Below are 20,218 nucleotides of genomic sequence, written 5' to 3' on the forward strand. Positions count from 1 at the left end.
CAACCTGTTGTTTTTACATTATTATATATTTTTGTTCTAATAATGTTCTCACGACAAACAAGCTTGAATAAAACAAAACCGCCGCAAAAAGCGGCGGTTTTCAAAATCCGATGTTCCAACTGTTAAAATCAATAACCATCCTGACGCAGGGGGGCAATCTGGATTTCTACACGGCGGTTTTGTGAACGGCCCTCGACAGTATCGTTCGACGCAATCGGGTTTGATGGCCCGTAGCCTTGAACTGCAAGGCGTCGGCCATCAATACCTTGACTATTAAGATAATTGGCAACCGCGAGCGCGCGTCGTTGCGAGAGGTCCTGATTGTGTGCAAGACTTCCGGTCGAATCGGTAAAACCGAAAACATCGACGAGCGATTTGTTATATTTCTTTAAGACGATAGCGACAGAGTTCAACACCGGATAAAATTGCCCTTTGACTGAATCCTGATCGGTATTGAAGGTGATATTTCCAGGCATATTCAGGCGTATTTGGTCGCCATAACGGGTAACAGACACACCGGTTCCCTGCAATTGTTGACGAAGCTCGGCTTCCTGACGGTCCATATAATTACCAATAAGTCCACCACCGAGTGCGCCGACGCCTGCACCGATCAACACCGCATTTCTTTGGGCGTGGCTTGAACCACCCACCATCAGCCCGCCGAGAGCACCAGCTACGGCACCGATTGTTGCGCCAGTTGCAGTTTTTGATACCTGACTTTCACCGGTATAGGGATTCGTTGTTTCACATGCGGTCAAAAAACTGGCCGATAGAAAAAGGATGCCCAACTTTTTCAACATATTTGATAATCTCCGTTTAAAAGGATTCATTTAAATCTCCTGACGGAGATTATAGGGGGGATTTAGCAATTTTCATCGCACGAGTTTGAATTTTACCTGCTTATACCAAGTTTATTTTTGTCTGTTACGTTCTTTACGTAGTCTTTCCCACCATTCCAAGCGCTTTTTTATTTCACGTTCAAAGCCACGTTCAGGCGGATCATAATAATGCTGATGTCCCATTTTTTCAGGAAAATATTCCTGTCCTGAAAATGCGTCAGGCTCATCATGGTCATAATGATAACCTTCGTTATAACCTTCCTGTTTCATAAGTTTTGTCGGCGCATTAAGAATATATTTGGGCGGCATTAACGAACCGTTCTGGCGCGCCGAACGCATAGCCTTATTGAATGCCACATAACCGGCATTGGATTTGGGAGCGGTTGCGAGATAAATACAGGCTTGGGCAAATGCCAGTTCACCTTCGGGTGAGCCAAGATAATCGTAGGCATCTTTCGCGGCATTGGCAATGACGAGAGCCTGCGGATCTGCCAATCCTATATCTTCAACCGCCATACGCACGAGCCGCCTTCCGATATAATGCGGGTTTTCTCCTGCATCCAACATACGCGAGAGATAGTAAAGGGCTGCATCGGGGTCCGAACCGCGTACCGACTTATGAAGAGCAGATATGAGATTATAATGCCCATCCTGCCCTTTGTCATAGATCGCCGCACGTTGCTGGACAATCTCCTGCAAGGTTGTTTCATTGAACACCTCGCCTGTCCGTGCGGCTCTCCATAGCTCTTCTGCCATTGTAAGTACGGCGCGACCATCTCCATCGGCCATACGTACCAGCATATCACGAGCCCCCTCGTCGACAGGAAGTGGCTTGCCTTCTATTTTTTCGGCTCTTTCAAGAATTGTTGCCAGACTCTTTTCATCAAGTGAATGGAATGTCAGCACACGTGCGCGCGAAAGTAACGCCGCATTAAGCTCGAAAGACGGATTTTCCGTTGTTGCACCCACAAGAATAACCGTACCATCTTCCATAACCGGCAAAAAACTATCCTGTTGTGCACGATTGAACCGGTGTATTTCGTCGACAAACAGCAACGTCTGCCTGCCGGACATCCGTCTTGCGCGCGCACTTTCAAATACTTTTTTTAGCTCGCTCACACCGGAAAAAATTGCCGAAATCTGCTCGAAAGCGAGTTCCGTTTCATTTGCAAGTAATCTTGCAACAGTTGTTTTTCCTGTACCGGGTGGTCCCCAGAAAATCATTGACCCCATCGAACCGGAGGCGATCATTCTGCTTAATGCGCCTTCCGGACCGGTGATATGTTCTTGCCCGATAACTTCTGACAGATGTTGAGGCCGCATACGCTCGGCAAGCGGTTTGGTCTTGTCCATCTGCAAATCGGTCGTAGCTGAAAAAAGATCGTTAGCCAAAAAAATACCTCAACGTACGAATTGCCGAACCAACATGCCGTTCCGTTCATATTCAAGCTGCCAGATACGCGGTTGACCGCCTGAAAGAATTTTTTTCAAATCGGCAACTGTCTTGACTTCCTTGCCATTGAGACCATGGATAATGTCTCCGCGCTGAAAGAGACCGGCGGCATTGCTATTATCGTCGACATTATTGATTACAACACCTGCCGCATCTGGTGCTACATGAAACCGGCGTGCATTCATTGGCGTCAAATTCATAACTTCGGCACCGGTAAAAGGAGTATTTCCTGTCAATTTTTCCGGACGTGAAACCTCGTTTTCGGGAACCGAAGTGAGAGAAATAGAGGTCTTTCCGGTCGCGCCATTTCTCAGATACTCAATATCGAGCGTATGACCGATTCCCGTTGTCATCAGACGGTAACCAAGGCTGTCCGGATTATCAACACGCACATTTTGTGCCTTCAAAATAACATCACCGATTTTAAGACCGGCTTTTTCAGCAGGGCTTCCCTTTGCAACATCAATAATAATGGCGCCATAAGGTTGAGCCATTCCCAAACCTTCGGCAACATCTGCCGTTACATTTTGAAAAGAAGCACCGATATAGGGAGGTTCAAATGTCTGCTCGCCTCTTTTTACCGCATCAAGAACGGTTTTTACAAGATTTGCCGGAATTGCAAAGCCAATCCCGACCGACCCTCCCGATTGGGAATAGATGGCCGTATTGATGCCAATCAGCTCGCCTTTCATATCAATAAGCGCGCCGCCCGAATTACCGGGATTGATCGGAGCATCTGTCTGGATGAAAAAGTCGAAATCGGATATTCCCACGCGGGTGCGTGCCTGCGCCGATACGATGCCGCTTGTAACAGTTTGCCCGACGCCAAAGGGGTCGCCGATCGCCAAAACGAGATCGCCGACCTCGACCGCATCTGAATCACCGAGCGGCAATACCGGAAAAGGTGCGCCCTTGGGCGTAATTTTCAGGACAGCTATATCGGTCGCTTCATCTTTAAGCATAACTTTACTTTCAAATTCGCGGCCATCCGACAAAGCAACCTTGATTTCGTCAGCATCACGAATAACATGATAGTTCGTGACAATCAGACCGCTCTCATCGACTATCACGCCCGACCCCAGAGAAGATTGTTTGCGCGAGGGTGCATTTTTGAACGATTGTCCGAAAAACTGTTCAAAAAACGGATCATTGGCAAAAGGTGACCGCGCACGAACGATTCTTGCAGCATAGACATTCACAACCGATGGCACGGTCTTTTTAACCAGAGGCGCGAAACTCAATTTGATCTCTGCTTGCGACTGCGGAACTTCTGCAAGACCGGCTTGAGGTAGAAAGGCTGTCAATAAGCTGAAGAGAACAATGGCCTTGAAAGTCGTTTTCATTCTTGTTTCCTTACAAATGACTTTATTCCTGTAACAGTTCGGGCAGTTTTCAATCTATAAGCGTTTCATCAAAAGAAACGCCCCTTATTCGACAGCCTTTAACAGATTCGCATTTTATTTATGATTTTGTCAAAAGAACGAAATTGAATGGACTTTATTATTCTGTCTGTCAGCAGTTGCACGTCTCGATGCACACGTAAATCCGTATGATTTTACGATCAATTGCTTCACAGCCCCCCGCTGCACACCTTTTCAGCCCATCCGACAGTTATGAAAACTTCGCATAACATATGTAAAGCTTGCGTGACATCGAGAGTAATTCAACATTGATCTTCGGGAGCTTTAATTCAGCCGATTATCATCTGTTTCATATCATCCTCACCCTGCCCGATGCCGATCCCTTCTTTCTCTCTCCAAACGATCATATTGATAAGAGGGAGGGAGAAAACAACATTAAAACACGTGGCGCGCTGAACCGGATTTCATGCAAATATTAATGGACATTGAAATTCAACCAGCAGGCGTTTTGTAAATAGAACGCCATTCATCTGCAAACGATTATAAATGGCTGCATCAATGCGTGTCGCTTCTTCAATCATGAAGCAGGCTTATGCCCCGATTTCAATCAACACAATGTAACGCCAACTTTCTGCACTGCGGCTGTTAGGCAACCAAGTGCGATCTCGTTTGCCGGGCAACAATCCCCCACACTGTCATCAACAAAAATCATAAAATGCCAAATCATTCCAATGAAAAAACGCGGCAACCGCAATCAAACCAAAACACGAAAATTCCGCTTTCAACGCATAAAAGCGGAAAAACAAAAAACCCGCTTTGACAGCGGGTTTCTTTTAATTATCAATCATTTTTCAAATGATAGCCAATCAAGCTGCTTCTGTTTCCTTGGCAGCAGCTTCAACACGTGCTTTGTCAGCCGCACCTTTGGCATTTACGTCGCGTTCTACAAATTCGACGACGGCCAACGGAGCATTATCGCCCTGACGGAACCCTGCTTTCATAATACGAAGGTAACCACCATTGCGATTTGCGTAACGGGGAGCCAAAGTATCAAAAAGCTTTGCTACCTGCTTTGCATCGCGAATTGCCGAAATGGCTTGACGGCGAGCATGGAGACCTCCACGTTTGCCTAATGTTACCAATTTCTCGACAATCGGGCGGATTTCTTTTGCCTTTGGAAGCGTCGTCACGATCTGCTCATGCTCGATCAGTGACGTTGCCATATTGGCAAACATCGCCTTACGGTGACTAGCAGTGCGGTTCAGCTTGCGGCCTGATTTACCATGGCGCATGAGCCTTCTCCTTAATTTCTAACTCAGTATTGATCTTCATAACGTTTTGCAAGGTCGTCGATATTCTCTGGCGGCCAAGCGGGGATTTCCATACCAAGATGAAGCCCCATTGACGCGAGAACTTCCTTGATTTCATTAAGTGACTTACGACCAAAATTCGGCGTACTCAGCATTTCTGCTTCCGTTTTCTGGATAAGGTCACCAATATAAACGATATTGTCGTTTTTAAGACAATTGGCCGAACGAACCGAAAGCTCCAGTTCATCCACTTTCTTGAGCAATGCGGGGTTGAATGCAAGCTCGGAAACCTGCTCTTGCGGAGCTTCTTTCTGCGGTTCTTCAAAATTGACGAATACAGAAAGCTGGTCTTGCAGGATACGGGCAGCAAAAGCTACAGCGTCTTCTGCACTAACCGCACCGTTCGTCTCGACAGTCAGGATCAACTTGTCGTAGTCGAGAACTTGACCTTCGCGTGTGTTCTCGATCTTGTACGAAACTTTGCGAATGGGAGAATAGAGGCTATCAACGGGAATAAGCCCGATTGGAGCATCTTCATTACGATTGCGATCGGCAGGAACGTAGCCCTTACCGGTGTTGACCGTAAATTCCATTCTGATCTCGGCACCCTGATCGAGCGTGCAAATCACATGTTCCGGATTGAGAATCTCGACATCGCCGACTGTCTGGATATCGCCTGCTGTGACAACACCCGGACCTTCTTTGCGAACAACCATCCGTTTCGGACCTTCGCCTTCCATGCGGATGGCGATTTCCTTGATATTCAGAATAATATCTGTAACGTCTTCCCGCACACCGGGTATCGACGAAAATTCGTGCAACACACCATCAATCTGCACAGCAGTAATTGCCGCTCCGCGCAAAGAAGACAGTAATACACGCCGTAAAGCGTTACCTAATGTCAAACCAAAACCACGCTCCAGCGGCTCGGCGATCACAACAGCTTTGTTAGAACCACCCTGCGTCTGAAACTCGACTTTATTAGGCTTAATCAGTTCCTGCCAGTTTTTCTGGATCATATTCCTATTCCTGTCCTTTACTTCCGTCACCATTCAGCCGTGACGGCCAGCTTGAACGCCAGAGACAAGCTCTGACACCGAAAAACAACCGGATTAAACGCGGCGTTTCTTACGCGGACGGCAACCATTATGCGGAATGGGTGTCACATCACGAATAGATGTAATAATAAAACCTGCAGCCTGAAGTGCTCTCAAAGCTGATTCACGACCGGAACCCGGTCCACAAACTTCCACTTCAAGAGACCGCATACCGTGATCTTGCGCCTTTTTTGCACAATCTTCTGCTGCTACCTGAGCGGCAAAAGGTGTCGATTTACGCGAGCCTTTAAAGCCCTGTGCACCGGCAGACGACCAGGAAATCGTATTTCCTTGGGCATCGGTAATTGTTATGAGCGTGTTATTGAATGTCGAATTGACATGGGCAACGCCCGACGAAATATTTTTACGTTCGCGACGGCGAATACGCGTAGGCTCTTTGGCCATAATTTTCCTTTCACTGATCTCTGCACCGCCGTATTTCCAGCGGCTACACCTTATTGACCCCGACCAACATAATAAAAGAAACTATTATTCGTTCTATGACGCTGATTGGGGCAAAAATTATTTTATCTATTATTTCTTCTTACCGGCAATAGCCCGTGCCGGGCCTTTGCGGGTACGCGCATTGGTATGTGTACGTTGACCGCGAACCGGCAACGAACGACGATGACGCAAACCACGATAGCAACCAAGATCCATGAGACGCTTGATATTCATCGAAACTTCGCGGCGAAGGTCACCTTCCACCTGATAATCGTGATCGATAGCTTCACGGATTTGAAGAACTTCAGCATCCGAAAGTTCACTCACACGGCGCTCAGCAGGAATACCGACTTTATCAACGATTTCTTTAGCAAATTTCGGTCCAATCCCGTGAATGTACTGAAGAGCGATAATAACGCGCTTATTCGTCGGGATGTTGACGCCAGCAATACGAGCCACGCCTGTTCTCCTTAAATTAAATTTCAACCATTTGCACTTTAGTCAATACTGAACTAAAGCACAAAACGACCAGAACCGCACACAATGCCGATTCCAATCATCTCTCAAAAAAATGAAATTGTGCTGTCTTTGACGGATTTCGCCGGAAAAGTCAACTCCTCTTTCACTTATATGACAGACTGTTATCAGTGAAGTGCTTTTTCGATTGCAAGTGTGACATCCTTGACAGAAGCCATACCATCAATTTTCTTCAACAGTCCGGTTTTTTCATAAAACTGCGACAAGGGAGCAGTTTTATCACTATATTCTACAAGCCGCTTCGCAAATGCTTCCGGATTATCATCGGAGCGCACCTTGCCACCTGCGGCAATGGTTTCTGCAACGCGCGTCTTCATACGATCAACAAGTGCATTCCGATCAACAACAAGTTCGATCACTGCGTCCAGTTTCGTATGTTTGCTATTCAGAATTTCCTGCAAAGCCTCTGCCTGCCCTACTGTTCTCGGATACCCGTCAAGGATAAAGCCTTTTGAACAGTCCGGCTCGTCAATCCGCTCCGAAACAATCTGGTTCACAATCTCGTCGGAAACCAGCCCACCGGCATCCATAATCGACTTTGCACGTTTACCGACTTCTGTTCCGGCAGCAACAGCCGCACGCAACATGTCACCTGTTGATAGTTGCGGTATACCGTATTTTTCGGTCAAAATCTTTGCCTGAGTACCCTTACCGGCACCGGGCGGTCCTAAAAAGATCAGTTTCATCTATTTCTTTTCCCGCTTCTGAGTTTTGATTTCTTAAGCAAGCCTTCATATTGGTGAGCGACGAGATGCCCCTGAATTTGTGCAATTGTATCAAGTGTAACAGTCACAACGATCAAAAGCGACGTACCACCAAGATAGAACGGAACATGCAAGGTCGACATTAAAAATTCCGGCAACAGGCAAACTAGAATAATATAGATAGCCCCTACAACGGTAATGCGTGTAAGCACATAATCAATATATTGCGCTGTCCGTTCGCCAGGTCTTATTCCGGGAATAAAGCCTGAATGTTTTTTCAACTGGTCGGCTGTGTCTTTCGGATTGAAAACAATGGCCGTGTAAAAGAAACAGAAAAATGCCATAAGCCCCGCATAAACCACCATATAAAGCGGCTGCCCATGGCTTAACGAAAACGAAATCGTTTGCAGCCAATGAGGCATGTTTTGCGAAAAATTATTTATCGTTGCCGGCAGCATCAAAAGTGACGACGCAAAAATGGGAGGAATGACACCGGCAGTGTTAAGCTTCAACGGCAAATTCGATGTATCGCCTTTAAACATCCGGTTACCCATCTGACGATTGGGATATTGAATGATTATCCGGCGTTGAGCCCGTTCCACAAAAACGATAACAGCAATAACCGCAATACAAATAACAATAATAAGAAGCAACATGAATGTTGAAAGATCGGCTTGCGCATGAGCTGTCAAAAGCTGCGCAATCGCCGAGGGAAGATTTGCAACAATACCTGCAAAAATAATGAGCGATATACCGTTACCAATTCCGCGAGAGGTGATCTGCTCGCCCAGCCACATCAAAAAGATCGTGCCGCCGGTCAGCGTAATAACAGCACTGATTCTGAACATCATTCCGGGTTCGGTCACAATCTGCAGACCCGTTCCCATTCCGCTCTCAAGAGCAATCGCAATACCATAAGCCTGGATCAACGCCAGAAAAACAGTTCCATAACGGGTATATTGATTAATAATCTTTCGCCCCGTCTCGCCTTCCTTCTTCAAAGCTTCAAGCGAAGGGATCACGGAAGTCATCAACTGCACGATGATCGAGGCTGAAATATATGGCATAATGCCGAGTGCAAAAATCGCCATACGCCCGACAGCACCACCGGCAAACATATTGAATAGACCCAAAACGCCGGATGCGTGCTGGGCAAATGTCTGTCTTAATGCATTAACATCGATTCCCGGCATAGGAATGTAAGTACCGAAACGATAGACAAGCAATGCACCCAAAGTAAACCAGATACGTTTCTTCAGTTCGGTAGCGCGCGAAAATGCGCCAAAATTAAGATTGGAAGCCAGTTGTTCTGCGGCAGATGCCATAAAATCTCTCCGGTTTTAATTCACGGCAAGATACCGTGAAAATCAACACATGCTTTACCCCCCTGCGCAAAAAAACGCAAAGAGAAACAACGCCTGTTAAAGCTATTTTAACTCAAGGCCGTTTTGCCTGATAAAAATAGTTTTTGCAACATGAAATAATTCATAAAAAAAGGTCTGGAATGAACGTTTATCACGTCACACCAGACCAGAACTGTTCAAGCGAATGAATTATTCGGCAGAGTCACGAAGATTAACAACGCCACCAGCCTTGTTAACTTTTTCAATCGCGGCTTTGGAAGCGCCGGCAATGTCAAATGTCACTTTGGCTTTCAATTCACCATCCGAGAGAAGCCGAATGCCATCTTTTTCGCGACGGATAATGCCGGCAGCTTTCAACGCTGCACCATCTACCGGCTTTGCGGCATCCAATTTGCCAGCGTCGATAGCAGCCTGAATACGGCCAACCGATACTTCATTGAAGCTTTTTGCAAAAATATTGTTAAAACCGCGTTTCGGCAGGCGACGGTAAACAGGCATTTGCCCGCCTTCAAAACCGTTAATAGCCACACCTGAACGTGCTTTCTGGCCTTTAACACCGCGTCCGGCAGTCTTACCCATTCCCGAACCGATGCCGCGTCCTACTCTTTTGCGATTCTTTGTAGCGCCTTCTTGATCGCGCAGTTGATTGAGTTTCATGTTCTTTACTCCTACAATCCTCAGCCTTCATCCACAACGCGGACGAGATGCTCTACTTTTGCAATCATACCACGCACAGCCGGGGTATCGTTCAATGTGCTGCGGCGATGCATTTTGTTAAGTCCAAGCCCCTTCAACGTGGCACGTTGAACTTGCGGACGACGAATCGGGCTGCCGATTTGCTCGACAGTAACCTTTTTGCCATTATGGGTTTTTTTCCCAACCATTTTCAAATTCCTCTATATCGCAAGTTCCACGAATTACTCTTCATTGCCGATCAAGCTTTGACGACGGGCCTGCAACGTCGAATATTTAATGCCGCGCTGGGCAGCAATATCCTTCGGATGAACCTGACGTTTCAACGCATCGAATGTCGCGCGAATCATGTTGTAAGGGTTCGATGAACCGAGCGATTTTGCAACAACATCCTGCATACCGAGTGTTTCAAAAACAGCACGCATCGGACCACCGGCAATGATACCGGTACCGGCAGCAGCCGATCTCAACAATACACGTCCGGCACCGTGACGCCCTTCAACATCATGATGAAGTGTACGTCCCGAACGCAGCGGTACATAAATCATTTCATGCTTGGCTGCTTCTGTCGCTTTACGAATTGCTTCAGGCACTTCGCGAGCTTTGCCGTGACCGAAACCGACACGACCCTTCTGGTCACCAACAACAACAAGAGCAGCAAAGCCGAAGCGACGACCACCCTTTACAACTTTGGCGACGCGATTAATATGAACGAGTCTGTCAACAAACTCGCTATCACGTTCCTCATGACGCTCATCACGATTGTTACGTTCTTTTTGTGCCATTCCTAATTCCTTTTTCTTTTCCGGAAGCACTTATCAAAAAAGAATCCCTCCAAAAAGAGGAATTCCTGGGCGAGAGGCCCGAAAAATCCGGGCCGACAATTTTAGAAGCTCAAACCACCTTCGCGGGCTGCATCGGCAAGAGCCTTGATACGACCGTGATAAATATAGGCACCACGATCAAACACCACGTCCTTGACACCGGCAGCTTTTGCCCGTTCCGCAATAAGCTTGCCAACTGCTGTTGCAGCTTCCACATTGGCACCACCTTTAAGCGAGGAACGAAGTTCCTTATCCAAAGTTGAAGCCGATGCGACTGTACGACTGTGAAGATCATCAATGATCTGAACATAGATATTCATATTCGAGCGATGAACGCTCAATCTCAAGCGGCCGTTAGCGACTGCTTTAACTTGCCGGCGAACGCGCTGTGCGCGGCGCTGAAGTATTTCTTTAGGCGAAGCCATGACCCAAGTTCCTTATTTCTTCTTGCCTTCTTTGCGAACAATACGCTCATTCGCATATTTGACACCCTTACCTTTATAAGGTTCTGGTCCGCGATATTCGCGAATTTCCGCAGCAACCTGCCCTACTTTCTGCTTATCAATACCTGAAACCAGAATTTCAGTAGGCTTGGGCACGGCAACTGTAATGCCTTCAGGAACATGATAAACCACATCATGACTAAAACCCAAAGAAAGCTGAACATTCTTGCCTTGCATCGCAGCACGATAACCGACACCGTTTATTTCAAGCTTTTTCTCGAAGCCGCTCTTAACACCTTCAATGATATTTTCAATCATCGAACGGGACATGCCCCATTTAGAACGTGCTTCCTTGGTTTGGTCACGTGGCGTGACATGAACCACATTATCTTCCAATTTGAGATGAACTTCATCATCAGCGACAAAACTCAACTCTCCCTTTGGCCCCTTGACCTTGATCGCCTGCCCGTCAACTGAAGCAGTAATGCCAGCCGGGACATGAATCGGTTTTTTTCCAATACGTGACATTGTTATAACCTATCTTTCTAGCTTTCTCCGACATCCATTAGAAGATGCGGCAAAGAAGCTCCCCACCAACATTCTGCTCACGAGCCTCGTGATCGGCCATCACACCTTTCGGCGTTGAAAGGATCGAAATGCCGAGACCGTTTGCAACTTGTGGAATAGACTTCACTGAAACATAAACGCGGCGACCCGGTTTTGAAACACGGGAAATTTCCCGAATAACCGGTGCACCATCGAAATATTTCAATTCAATTTCAAGTTCCGATTTTCCGTTCTCGAAATCGATCTGGCTATATCCGCGGATATAACCTTCTGTCTGAAGAACGTCGAGAACACGCGCACGCAACCGGGACGCAGGAGTCGAAACTCTGGTTTTTTTACGTCCGAGCGCATTACGAATGCGGGTAAGCATATCTCCAAGAGGATCTGACATAGACATTTACAAAACTCCTCTTACCAGCTCGATTTGACAACGCCCGGAATATGACCGAACGAACCAAGATCACGCAATGCAATACGCGACATTTTAAGCTTGCGATAATAACCACGCGGACGACCGGTTACTTCACAGCGGTTGCGAATACGAACCTTTGCAGAGTTACGAGGCAACTCTGCAAGTTGAATAGATGCACGGAACCGCTCTTCAAGCGGAACCTTCTGATCCATTATAATTGCTTTCAGACGCGCACGACGTGCGGCATATTGCTTAACCATCGCACGACGATGATTGTTCTTCTCAACGGCACTTGTTTTGGCCATAATTTTACCTCGCTACGCTTGCCGTTACGCACGGAACGGAAAATTGAAACCACGCAACAATTCACGTGCTTCATCATCCGTTTTCGCTGTCGTACAAACGATGATATCCATACCCCAGATCTGATCTACCTGATCGTAGTTAATTTCCGGGAACACAATGTGTTCTTTGATACCCATGGCAAAATTGCCACGACCGTCAAAACTTTTAGGATTAAGACCACGAAAATCGCGAACGCGTGGCAAAGCAATCGTTACCAGACGATCCAGAAATTCGTACATACGGTCTCTACGCAATGTTACTTTTGCTCCGAGAGGCATTCCTTCGCGAACTTTAAACGTCGCAACAGAATTACGTGCATGTGTAACAATAGCTTTCTGCCCGGCAATAAGGCTCAAATCCTCGGCTGCTCTGGCAGGTTTCTTGGAATCCGCCGTTGCTTCGCCAACACCCATGTTGAGAACAACTTTCTCGACACAAGGAACCTGCATGCTGTTTTCGTATTTGAACTTTTCTTGCAGGGCTTTGCGAACAACTTCGACATAATGCGTTTTCAAACGCGGCGCTTGAATCTTATCAGCCATCGATCAGATCTCCCGAACGCTTGGCAACGCGAACCTTCTTGCCGCCTTCTTCGATACGAAAGCCGACACGTGTAGGCTTTCCGTCCTTAGGATCAGCAATAGCCAATTTTGAAATATGAAGTGGAGCTTCTTTGGAAATAATACCGGCTTCCTGAGTTTGGGTCTGACGCTGGTGGCGCTTGACCATATTGATACCGCGAACAATGGCAGTATTTTCTTCAGGATTAACCTTGATTACTTCACCGTTACGCCCTTTATCCTTACCGGAAAGGATGACGACTTTATCGCCTTTACGAATTTTATTCATCGCAACGGCTCCCTATAAAACTTCTGGCGCGAGCGAAATAATCTTCATGTGATTCTTACCGCGAAGTTCACGGGGAACCGGTCCGAAGATACGAGTACCGATCGGCTCTTTCTTATTATCAACCAAAACAGCAGCGTTTTTATCAAAACGAATAACACTACCATCTGCGCGACGAATATCCTTGGCAGTACGTACTACCACGGCTTTCATCACATCACCTTTTTTTACGCGGCCACGAGGGATAGCTTCTTTGACCGAGACAACAATAATGTCGCCGACAGAAGCATATTTCCGTTTCGAGCCGCCCAGCACCTTGATGCACATGACACGACGGGCGCCGGAATTATCCGCGACGTCGAGGTTTGTTTGCATCTGAATCATGACTGGCCGCCTTCTCTTAATGTTTACGTCCGGCAGTGCATTTGACACATTCGGACTTGCCTGTCAAATTATGATTAAGACTTTTTTTCAAAACAAAATGTTGGGCACAAAAATACCCAACCTTCTGTCTGTAAAAAATCCGATTGATTAAGCAGCGCCGTCTTTTACAACGACCCAGCGTTTATCTTTGGAAATTGGCTTGGATTCCTGAATAAAAACCTCGTCACCAACTTTGAACTCGTTGTTTTCGTCATGCGCTTTGTACTTCTTCGACTGGCTGACAGTCTTCTGTAACAGCGGATGCGAATAGCGCCGCTCTACTTTGACTACAACAGTCTTGTCGTTCTTATCGCTGACGACAACGCCTTGCAGAATGCGTTTAGGCATGTCTTAACTTCCTTAAGCCTTGCTTTCGGCCGCCTTCTGGCGGGCGATTGTTTTTATGCGTGCGATATCACGGCGAACCTGTTTAACGCGCGCTGTTTTTTCCAACTGACCGGTTGCTTTCTGGAAACGCAGATTGAACTGCTCTTTCTTCAGCTTGGCCAACTCATCATTCATCTGATCGAGCGTCTGAGCCCGTACTTCTGCGGCTTTCATCGCTTAGTCCCTTTATTCAGCTATACGCTGGACAAAACGTGTTTTAATCGGAAGCTTTGATGCACCCAATCGTAACGCTTCCCGTGCCACATCTTCAGGTACGCCGTCAAGCTCAAACATGATACGTCCTGGTGCAACACGTGTTGCCCAATATTCTACTGCGCCTTTACCTTTACCCATACGGACTTCGGTAGGCTTCGATGATACCGGAACATCCGGAAAAACGCGAATCCACACACGACCGGCACGCTTCATCTGACGTGTGATAGCACGACGAGCCGCCTCGATCTGACGTGCAGTAACACGTTCGGGCTCCATGGCCTTAAGGCCGTAAGCACCAAAATTAAGTTCCGTACCGCCTTTAGAAACGCCATGAATACGGCCTTTAAACTGCTTACGGAACTTTGTGCGCTTTGGCTGCAACATTGTTCTCTACTCCAAATCCTGTTTTGCCCGTCTAAAAATCAGGCGTTTTCACGACGGCGGTTCGTGTTTGAACCTTGATTATCGCCTTCCATAGCACGGCGTTCGGAAGCCATCGGGTCATGCTCAAGAATTTCACCCTTGAATACCCAGACCTTCACACCGCAAATACCATAGGCAGTATTGGCTTCGGCTGTACCGTAATCAATATCCGCACGCAAGGTATGAAGCGGAACACGTCCTTCACGATACCATTCCATACGGGCAATTTCAGCACCGCCCAAACGACCACCACAATTGATACGGATACCTTCGGCACCAAGACGCATAGCTGACTGGACAGCACGCTTCATAGCACGACGGAAAGCCACACGGCGTTCCAATTGTTGTGCAATCGACTGGGCAATCAATTCGGCATCAATTTCCGGCTTACGGACTTCGACAATGTTCAAAGCCGTATCGGCATGTGTCATTTCAGACAATTTGCGACGCAACTTCTCGATGTCGGCACCCTTCTTACCAATGATAAGGCCAGGACGAGCCGAATGAATGGTCACACGGCATTTCTTGTGCGGACGTTCGATAACAACTTCCGAAATCGCAGCCTGTTTCAATTCGTCCATAACATATTTGCGGATTTTCAAATCCTCATGCAACAGCCGACCATATTCGCCTGTATCAGCATACCAGCGAGAATCCCATGTACGATTGATACCGAGACGAAGCCCGATTGGATTGATCTTCTGACCCATTATGCGGCCTCCTCTTTATCGGACACTTCACGAACAACAATTGTAAGATGAGAGAACGGACGCAAAATTCTGCTTGCGCGACCACGGCCACGCACATGAAACCGCTTCATAACAATTGATTTACCGACAGAAGCTTCCGCTACGATAAGCGAATCGACATCCAGATCGTGATTGTTTTCTGCGTTCGCAATCGCAGATTCCAACGTCTTTTTCACCGTATCGGCAATGCGCTTACGAGAAAACGTCAAATCTGCAAGAGCTGTATTAACTTTCTTACCGCGAATCATTGCCGCTACAAGATTGAGCTTCTGCGGGCTTACACGAATTGTGCGAGCCACTGCCTTTGCTTCATTATCTTTAAGCTGGCGCGGAGCCTTAGCTTTGCCCATTATTACTTCCTCTTCGCTTTCTTGTCCGCACCGTGACCATAATAGCTGCGGGTGGGAGCGAACTCACCGAACTTATGTCCGACCATTTCTTCCGAAACAGAAACAGGAACATGCTTGTTTCCATTGTAAACACCAAAGGTCAGGCCAACAAACTGCGGCAAAATCGTGGAGCGGCGGCTCCACATTTTTATAACCTCGTTACGACCGCCGGCACGTACCTTCTCAGCTTTCTTGAGAAGATAGCCGTCAACAAACGGTCCTTTCCATACTGAACGAGCCACTTCAGACTACCTCTCTTACTTCTTGCGTTGATGACGTGAGCGCATAATGAATTTATCGGTCGCTTTGTTCGAGCGTGTACGCTTGCCCTTTGTAGGCTTGCCCCAAGGCGATACCGGATGACGACCACCAGAAGTACGGCCTTCACCACCACCATGCGGGTGATCTACCGGGTTCATCGCAACACCACGAACGTGCGGACGTTTACCGCGCCAACGGGCACGACCCGCTTTACCATCATTGATATTACCATGATCCGAGTTAGAAACTGCACCAACCGTTGCGTAACAACCACTGGCAACCAGACGCTGTTCACCCGAATTGAGACGCAGAATAGCCATTCCCTGATCGCGACCGACGAGCTGGGCGTAAGTACCGGCTGAACGGGCAATCTGCCCACCTTTACCAGGCTTCATCTCGACATTGTGGATAATCGTTCCAACAGGCATATTGCCAAGAGGCATCGAGTTACCGGGCTTAACGTCAACATTCAAACCGGCAACAACTGTGTCGCCGACGCCCAGACGTTGCGGAGCGAGAATGTAGCTCAGATGACCGTCTTCATAACGAATAAGCGCAATAAACGCTGTGCGGTTCGGATCATATTCCAAACGTTCCACTTTCGCAGGCATGTCGCGTTTCAAACGTTTGAAGTCCACAAAGCGATAAGTTCTCTTATGACCACCACCCTGATAACGGGCAGTTACGCGACCGTGATTATTACGACCGCCTTTCGACGACAGACCTTCGGTCAGCGCTTTCACAGGCTTGCCTTTGTAAAGACCTGAACGATCTACAATGACAAGCTGACGCTGCCCTGGCGTGGTCGGATTAAAGTGCTTGAGTGCCATTATTCCTAACTCCGAGCCTCTTAAAGACCAGTCGAAACGTCGATTGACTGACCTTCAGCCAGCGTCACGATCGCTTTTTTGACATCACTCTGTCGACCGACAACGCCTTTAAAACGTTTCACCTTACCCTTGCGGGTTGTTGTATTCACTGCTGTAACTTTGACACCGAACAAAGCTTCAACAGCCGCTTTGATTTCTGATTTTGTCGCCTTCGGTGCAACCTTGAACACGACTTGATTATTTTCCGATAGCATCGTCGATTTTTCGGTAATAACCGGACTTACGACGACATCATAGTGGCGAAGATCTGTCATTTGAACCGCTCCTCAAGGGCTTCGACGGCTGCTTTGGACAAAACCAGTTTGCCACGACGCAGAATGTCATAAACGTTAATCCCCTGAACCGGCAAAACATCAACATTTGGAATGTTCGATGCGGCACGGGAAAACTTCAAATCAATTTCCTTACCACCGATGAGCAGTGCATCCGAAAAACCGAGTTTGGCAAAATCCTTCGCCAATACCTTGGTTTTGGCTTCCTTGACGTTCAATTCGTCAACAATAATCAAATCTTGCGATTTCACTTTTGCAGACAGTGCATGACGCAAACCCAAAGCACGGACTTTCTTCGGCAATTCGTGAGCGTGGCTGCGAACAACCGGCCCATGAGCCTTACCACCACCACGGAATTGCGGAACACGTGCAGAGGAGTGACGGGCACGACCAGTACCCTTCTGCTTATACATCTTTGCACCGGTCCGCGATACATCGGCACGTGTCTGGCTTTGATGCGTACCTTGCTGACGACGGGCGAGCTGCCAACGGACAACACGTTGTAGAATATCTTCACGAGGATCCAAACCGAAGACTTCTTCCGAAACCTTCAACTTGCCAGCATCCTTACCGTCAAGAGTTGTTACGATGAGATCCATTATCAGGCTCCCTCAGCGACTGTAGCTTCCGCCTTCGGGGCAGCAGCATCTGTTTTTGCATTCTTTGACTGACGCAAGGCGGCAGGCTTCGGCGCATTTTCAGGAACGCTCTTCTTGACAGCATCCCGCACCAAAATCCAGGCACCCTTCGACCCCGGAACAGCACCACGAACCAGAATCAACCCGCGATCGGCATCTGTTGACACAACTTCAATATTCAAAGTCGTTATTCTGGTCTGCCCCATATGTCCAGCCATTTTCTTACCCTTAAACACTTTGCCCGGATCCTGGCGTTGGCCTGTAGAACCATGGGCACGGTGTGTAATGGAGTTACCGTGCGAAGCACGATGTCCACCAAAGTTATGACGTTTCATAACACCGGCGAAACCTTTACCGATCGACGTACCAGTCACGTCAACCAATTGACCGGGAACAAAATGTTCCGCAGTAATTTCAGCCCCAACTTCCAAAAGATTATCGGGACTTACACGAAATTCTGCAATTTTTGCTTTCGGCTCTACCGAAGCTTTTGCAAAATGACCACGTAATGCTTGAGAGGTATTCTTAACCTTGGCAAGCCCTACGCCTAACTGAACAGCAGTATAGCCATTCTTCTCAACTGTACGCTGTGCAACGACCTGACAGTTCTCCAAACGAAGAACTGTGACAGGCACATGTTCACCGGCATCATTATAGACGCGGGTCATGCCCAGCTTTTGTGCTATTACACCTGAACGCATCGGGTTCGTTCCTTCCGTCCCCAAGCCTTAAAGCTTGATCTCGACATCAACACCAGCAGAAAGGTCGAGCTTCATAAGCGCGTCCACTGTCTGCGGCGTCGGATCAACAATATCAAGAAGACGCTTGTGTGTGCGCATCTCAAACTGCTCACGGCTCTTCTTATCGATGTGCGGCCCACGATTAACCGTGAACTTCTCGATTCGCGTCGGAAGCGGAATCGGTCCACGGATATTGGCGCCAGTACGCTTGGCGGTCGACACAATCTCACGTGTCGATGCGTCAAGAATCCGGTGATCAAACGCTTTTAAGCGAATGCGGATGTTCTGACCGTTCATACTCTTTTTATCCCTGTCAATCGGAACGTCTTTTCACAAAGACGCTCCTTAACAATTAAAATTCGATTATTCAATGATTTTGGAAACGATACCGGCACCAACTGTGTGGCCACCTTCACGGATAGCGAAGCGGAGCTTCTCTTCCATAGCAACCGGAACAATCAGTGTAACATCCATCGTAACGTTATCACCCGGCATAACCATTTCTGTACCTTCCGGCAATGTTACAATACCGGTAACGTCTGTCGTACGGAAATAGAATTGCGGACGGTAATTGGTGAAAAATGGTGTGTGACGACCACCTTCATCCTTTGTCAAAATATAGGCTTCTGCCTTGAACTTGGTGTGCGGTGTAACAGTACCGGGCTTTGCCAATACCTGTCCACGTTCAACACCTTCACGTTCAATACCACGAAGAAGAGCACCGATATTGTCGCCTGCTTCACCTTCATCAAGAAGCTTGCGGAACATTTCAACGCCGGTCACTGTGGTCTTTGTCGTCGGACGGATACCAACGATTTCAACTTCGTCACCAACCTTGACAATACCGCGTTCAACACGGCCGGTCACAACTGTACCACGACCGGAAATCGAGAACACATCTTCAATCGGCATCAGGAAAGGCTGGTCGATCGGACGCTTCGGAGTCGGGATATATTCATCAACTTCGTGCATCAAAAGACGAACAGCATCTTCACCGATTTCCTTGTTGGTGCCTTCAAGAGCAGCCAATGCCGAACCCTTGACAATCGGAATCTCGTCGCCGGGGAAATCATATTTTGAAAGAAGTTCGCGAACTTCAAGTTCAACCAGTTCCAACAGCTCTTCATCGTCTACCTGATCGACTTTATTCAGGAAAACAACAATAGCAGGAACACCAACCTGACGGGCAAGAAGAATGTGTTCGCGTGTCTGGGGCATCGGGCCATCAGCAGCAGAAACAACAAGAATTGCACCGTCCATCTGGGCTGCACCGGTAATCATGTTCTTGACATAGTCAGCGTGTCCGGGGCAATCAACGTGGGCGTAGTGACGCTTCTCTGTCTCGTATTCTACGTGTGCTGTAGAAATCGTGATACCACGAGCGCGTTCTTCCGGCGCAGCATCAATCTGGTCATACGCCTTGAACTCGCCAAAATACTTTGTAATCGCTGCCGTCAACGTTGTTTTACCATGGTCAACGTGACCAATCGTGCCGATATTTACATGCGGCTTCGTACGTTCATATTTGGACTTTGCCATCTGAGCTCTCTCCATTTTCTGCCCCGTTCGGGGCTGAGTTGAAAGTTAATAC

31 protein-coding genes are annotated in these 20,218 nt (G+C 47.6%); all 31 read right to left on the bottom strand.

The annotated features are described in order from the left end of the window. Window positions 1–128: 128 nt before the first annotated feature. The 31 genes from BBC0122_RS07080 to tuf all read right to left on the bottom strand — a co-directional run bounded on the left by BBC0122_RS07080 (window position 129) and on the right by tuf (window position 20,166). Window positions 129–800, bottom strand: coding sequence for a YiaD family glycine zipper/OmpA-like lipoprotein (locus BBC0122_RS07080; protein ID WP_077992493.1), 672 nt, complete (start codon window positions 798–800; stop codon window positions 129–131). Window positions 801–911: 111 nt separating this feature from the next. After that, the gene (locus tag BBC0122_RS07085; RefSeq protein WP_077994571.1) at window positions 912–2,192 is read right to left on the bottom strand and encodes a replication-associated recombination protein A; all 1,281 of its coding nucleotides are present in this window, start codon (window positions 2,190–2,192) and stop codon (window positions 912–914) included. 48 nt (window positions 2,193–2,240) lie between these two features. Continuing rightward, window positions 2,241–3,635, bottom strand: coding sequence for a DegQ family serine endoprotease (locus BBC0122_RS07090; protein ID WP_077992494.1), 1,395 nt, complete (start codon window positions 3,633–3,635; stop codon window positions 2,241–2,243). Between the two features lie 884 nt (window positions 3,636–4,519). Continuing rightward, the gene (gene rplQ, locus BBC0122_RS07095) at window positions 4,520–4,945 is read right to left on the bottom strand and encodes a 50S ribosomal protein L17 (protein WP_077992496.1); all 426 of its coding nucleotides are present in this window, start codon (window positions 4,943–4,945) and stop codon (window positions 4,520–4,522) included. A gap of 23 nt (window positions 4,946–4,968) precedes the next feature. Further along, window positions 4,969–5,982 (bottom strand): DNA-directed RNA polymerase subunit alpha, encoded by a 1,014-nt coding sequence (locus BBC0122_RS07100; protein WP_077992498.1) that lies wholly within the window; start codon window positions 5,980–5,982, stop codon window positions 4,969–4,971. A 93-nt stretch (window positions 5,983–6,075) separates the two neighbouring features. Then, entirely contained in the window at window positions 6,076–6,465 is a 390-nt protein-coding gene (gene rpsK / locus BBC0122_RS07105; protein ID WP_075870499.1) for a 30S ribosomal protein S11, read from the bottom strand. A 129-nt stretch (window positions 6,466–6,594) separates the two neighbouring features. Then, window positions 6,595–6,963, bottom strand: a complete 369-nt coding sequence (gene rpsM, locus BBC0122_RS07110) for a 30S ribosomal protein S13 (protein WP_075870498.1) — start codon at window positions 6,961–6,963, stop codon at window positions 6,595–6,597. Between the two features lie 185 nt (window positions 6,964–7,148). Then, window positions 7,149–7,727, bottom strand: coding sequence for an adenylate kinase (locus BBC0122_RS07115; RefSeq protein WP_077992500.1), 579 nt, complete (start codon window positions 7,725–7,727; stop codon window positions 7,149–7,151). Beyond that, complete coding sequence (gene secY, locus BBC0122_RS07120) at window positions 7,724–9,070, bottom strand: preprotein translocase subunit SecY (RefSeq protein WP_077992503.1); 1,347 nt, start codon at window positions 9,068–9,070, stop codon at window positions 7,724–7,726. The genes BBC0122_RS07115 and secY overlap by 4 nt, the downstream gene beginning before the upstream one ends. A 228-nt stretch (window positions 9,071–9,298) precedes the next feature. Then, entirely contained in the window at window positions 9,299–9,766 is a 468-nt protein-coding gene (rplO, locus tag BBC0122_RS07125) for a 50S ribosomal protein L15 (protein ID WP_077992505.1), read from the bottom strand. Between the two features lie 20 nt (window positions 9,767–9,786). Continuing rightward, entirely contained in the window at window positions 9,787–9,993 is a 207-nt protein-coding gene (rpmD, locus tag BBC0122_RS07130; RefSeq protein ID WP_077992507.1) for a 50S ribosomal protein L30, read from the bottom strand. 33 nt (window positions 9,994–10,026) lie between these two features. After that, window positions 10,027–10,587: a 30S ribosomal protein S5 gene (gene rpsE, locus BBC0122_RS07135; RefSeq protein ID WP_077992509.1), complete on the bottom strand. Its 561-nt coding sequence runs from the start codon at window positions 10,585–10,587 to the stop codon at window positions 10,027–10,029. Window positions 10,588–10,688: 101 nt separating this feature from the next. Further along, a complete protein-coding gene (rplR, locus tag BBC0122_RS07140; protein WP_077992511.1) occupies window positions 10,689–11,051 on the bottom strand; it encodes a 50S ribosomal protein L18 in 363 nt (120 codons plus the stop codon). A gap of 12 nt (window positions 11,052–11,063) precedes the next feature. Then, on the bottom strand, window positions 11,064–11,597 hold the full coding sequence (gene rplF, locus BBC0122_RS07145) for a 50S ribosomal protein L6 (protein WP_077992513.1): 534 nt from the start codon (window positions 11,595–11,597) through the stop codon (window positions 11,064–11,066). Window positions 11,598–11,634: 37 nt separating this feature from the next. Next, on the bottom strand, window positions 11,635–12,033 hold the full coding sequence (rpsH, locus tag BBC0122_RS07150) for a 30S ribosomal protein S8 (RefSeq protein ID WP_077992515.1): 399 nt from the start codon (window positions 12,031–12,033) through the stop codon (window positions 11,635–11,637). Window positions 12,034–12,047: 14 nt separating this feature from the next. Beyond that, a complete protein-coding gene (rpsN, locus tag BBC0122_RS07155) occupies window positions 12,048–12,353 on the bottom strand; it encodes a 30S ribosomal protein S14 (RefSeq protein ID WP_077992517.1) in 306 nt (101 codons plus the stop codon). Window positions 12,354–12,377: 24 nt separating this feature from the next. Continuing rightward, a complete protein-coding gene (gene rplE, locus BBC0122_RS07160; RefSeq protein ID WP_077992521.1) occupies window positions 12,378–12,935 on the bottom strand; it encodes a 50S ribosomal protein L5 in 558 nt (185 codons plus the stop codon). Then, on the bottom strand, window positions 12,928–13,242 hold the full coding sequence (gene rplX, locus BBC0122_RS07165) for a 50S ribosomal protein L24 (RefSeq protein ID WP_077992523.1): 315 nt from the start codon (window positions 13,240–13,242) through the stop codon (window positions 12,928–12,930). Before rplX ends, rplE begins: the two co-directional genes overlap by 8 nt. 12 nt (window positions 13,243–13,254) lie before the next feature. Next, complete coding sequence (gene rplN / locus BBC0122_RS07170) at window positions 13,255–13,623, bottom strand: 50S ribosomal protein L14 (RefSeq protein WP_008039971.1); 369 nt, start codon at window positions 13,621–13,623, stop codon at window positions 13,255–13,257. A 147-nt stretch (window positions 13,624–13,770) separates the two neighbouring features. Next, complete coding sequence (gene rpsQ / locus BBC0122_RS07175) at window positions 13,771–14,010, bottom strand: 30S ribosomal protein S17 (protein WP_077992524.1); 240 nt, start codon at window positions 14,008–14,010, stop codon at window positions 13,771–13,773. Window positions 14,011–14,022: 12 nt separating this feature from the next. Beyond that, window positions 14,023–14,223, bottom strand: a complete 201-nt coding sequence (rpmC, locus tag BBC0122_RS07180) for a 50S ribosomal protein L29 (RefSeq protein ID WP_077992526.1) — start codon at window positions 14,221–14,223, stop codon at window positions 14,023–14,025. A 12-nt stretch (window positions 14,224–14,235) separates the two neighbouring features. After that, window positions 14,236–14,649, bottom strand: coding sequence for a 50S ribosomal protein L16 (gene rplP, locus BBC0122_RS07185; protein WP_077992527.1), 414 nt, complete (start codon window positions 14,647–14,649; stop codon window positions 14,236–14,238). Window positions 14,650–14,687: 38 nt separating this feature from the next. Then, window positions 14,688–15,398, bottom strand: a complete 711-nt coding sequence (rpsC, locus tag BBC0122_RS07190) for a 30S ribosomal protein S3 (protein WP_077992529.1) — start codon at window positions 15,396–15,398, stop codon at window positions 14,688–14,690. After that, a complete protein-coding gene (gene rplV, locus BBC0122_RS07195) occupies window positions 15,398–15,787 on the bottom strand; it encodes a 50S ribosomal protein L22 (protein ID WP_075870483.1) in 390 nt (129 codons plus the stop codon). The genes rpsC and rplV overlap by 1 nt, the downstream gene beginning before the upstream one ends. Before the next feature lie 2 nt (window positions 15,788–15,789). Beyond that, entirely contained in the window at window positions 15,790–16,068 is a 279-nt protein-coding gene (gene rpsS / locus BBC0122_RS07200) for a 30S ribosomal protein S19 (RefSeq protein ID WP_075870482.1), read from the bottom strand. Between the two features lie 15 nt (window positions 16,069–16,083). Then, window positions 16,084–16,917, bottom strand: a complete 834-nt coding sequence (rplB, locus tag BBC0122_RS07205; protein WP_077992531.1) for a 50S ribosomal protein L2 — start codon at window positions 16,915–16,917, stop codon at window positions 16,084–16,086. Between the two features lie 20 nt (window positions 16,918–16,937). Then, on the bottom strand, window positions 16,938–17,231 hold the full coding sequence (locus BBC0122_RS07210; protein ID WP_077992532.1) for a 50S ribosomal protein L23: 294 nt from the start codon (window positions 17,229–17,231) through the stop codon (window positions 16,938–16,940). Then, complete coding sequence (rplD, locus tag BBC0122_RS07215; protein ID WP_077992534.1) at window positions 17,228–17,848, bottom strand: 50S ribosomal protein L4; 621 nt, start codon at window positions 17,846–17,848, stop codon at window positions 17,228–17,230. The genes BBC0122_RS07210 and rplD overlap by 4 nt, the downstream gene beginning before the upstream one ends. A 2-nt stretch (window positions 17,849–17,850) precedes the next feature. Then, the gene (gene rplC / locus BBC0122_RS07220; RefSeq protein WP_077992535.1) at window positions 17,851–18,588 is read right to left on the bottom strand and encodes a 50S ribosomal protein L3; all 738 of its coding nucleotides are present in this window, start codon (window positions 18,586–18,588) and stop codon (window positions 17,851–17,853) included. A gap of 27 nt (window positions 18,589–18,615) precedes the next feature. Next, entirely contained in the window at window positions 18,616–18,924 is a 309-nt protein-coding gene (rpsJ, locus tag BBC0122_RS07225) for a 30S ribosomal protein S10 (RefSeq protein ID WP_075870855.1), read from the bottom strand. 66 nt (window positions 18,925–18,990) lie between these two features. Then, window positions 18,991–20,166 (bottom strand): elongation factor Tu, encoded by a 1,176-nt coding sequence (tuf, locus tag BBC0122_RS07230; RefSeq protein ID WP_077991855.1) that lies wholly within the window; start codon window positions 20,164–20,166, stop codon window positions 18,991–18,993. Between the last annotated feature and the right edge of the window lie 52 nt (window positions 20,167–20,218).

Source organism: Ditibartonella choladocola, from assembly GCF_002007565.1.
GTDB classification, from domain to species: domain Bacteria; phylum Pseudomonadota; class Alphaproteobacteria; order Rhizobiales; family Rhizobiaceae; genus Bartonella; species Bartonella choladocola.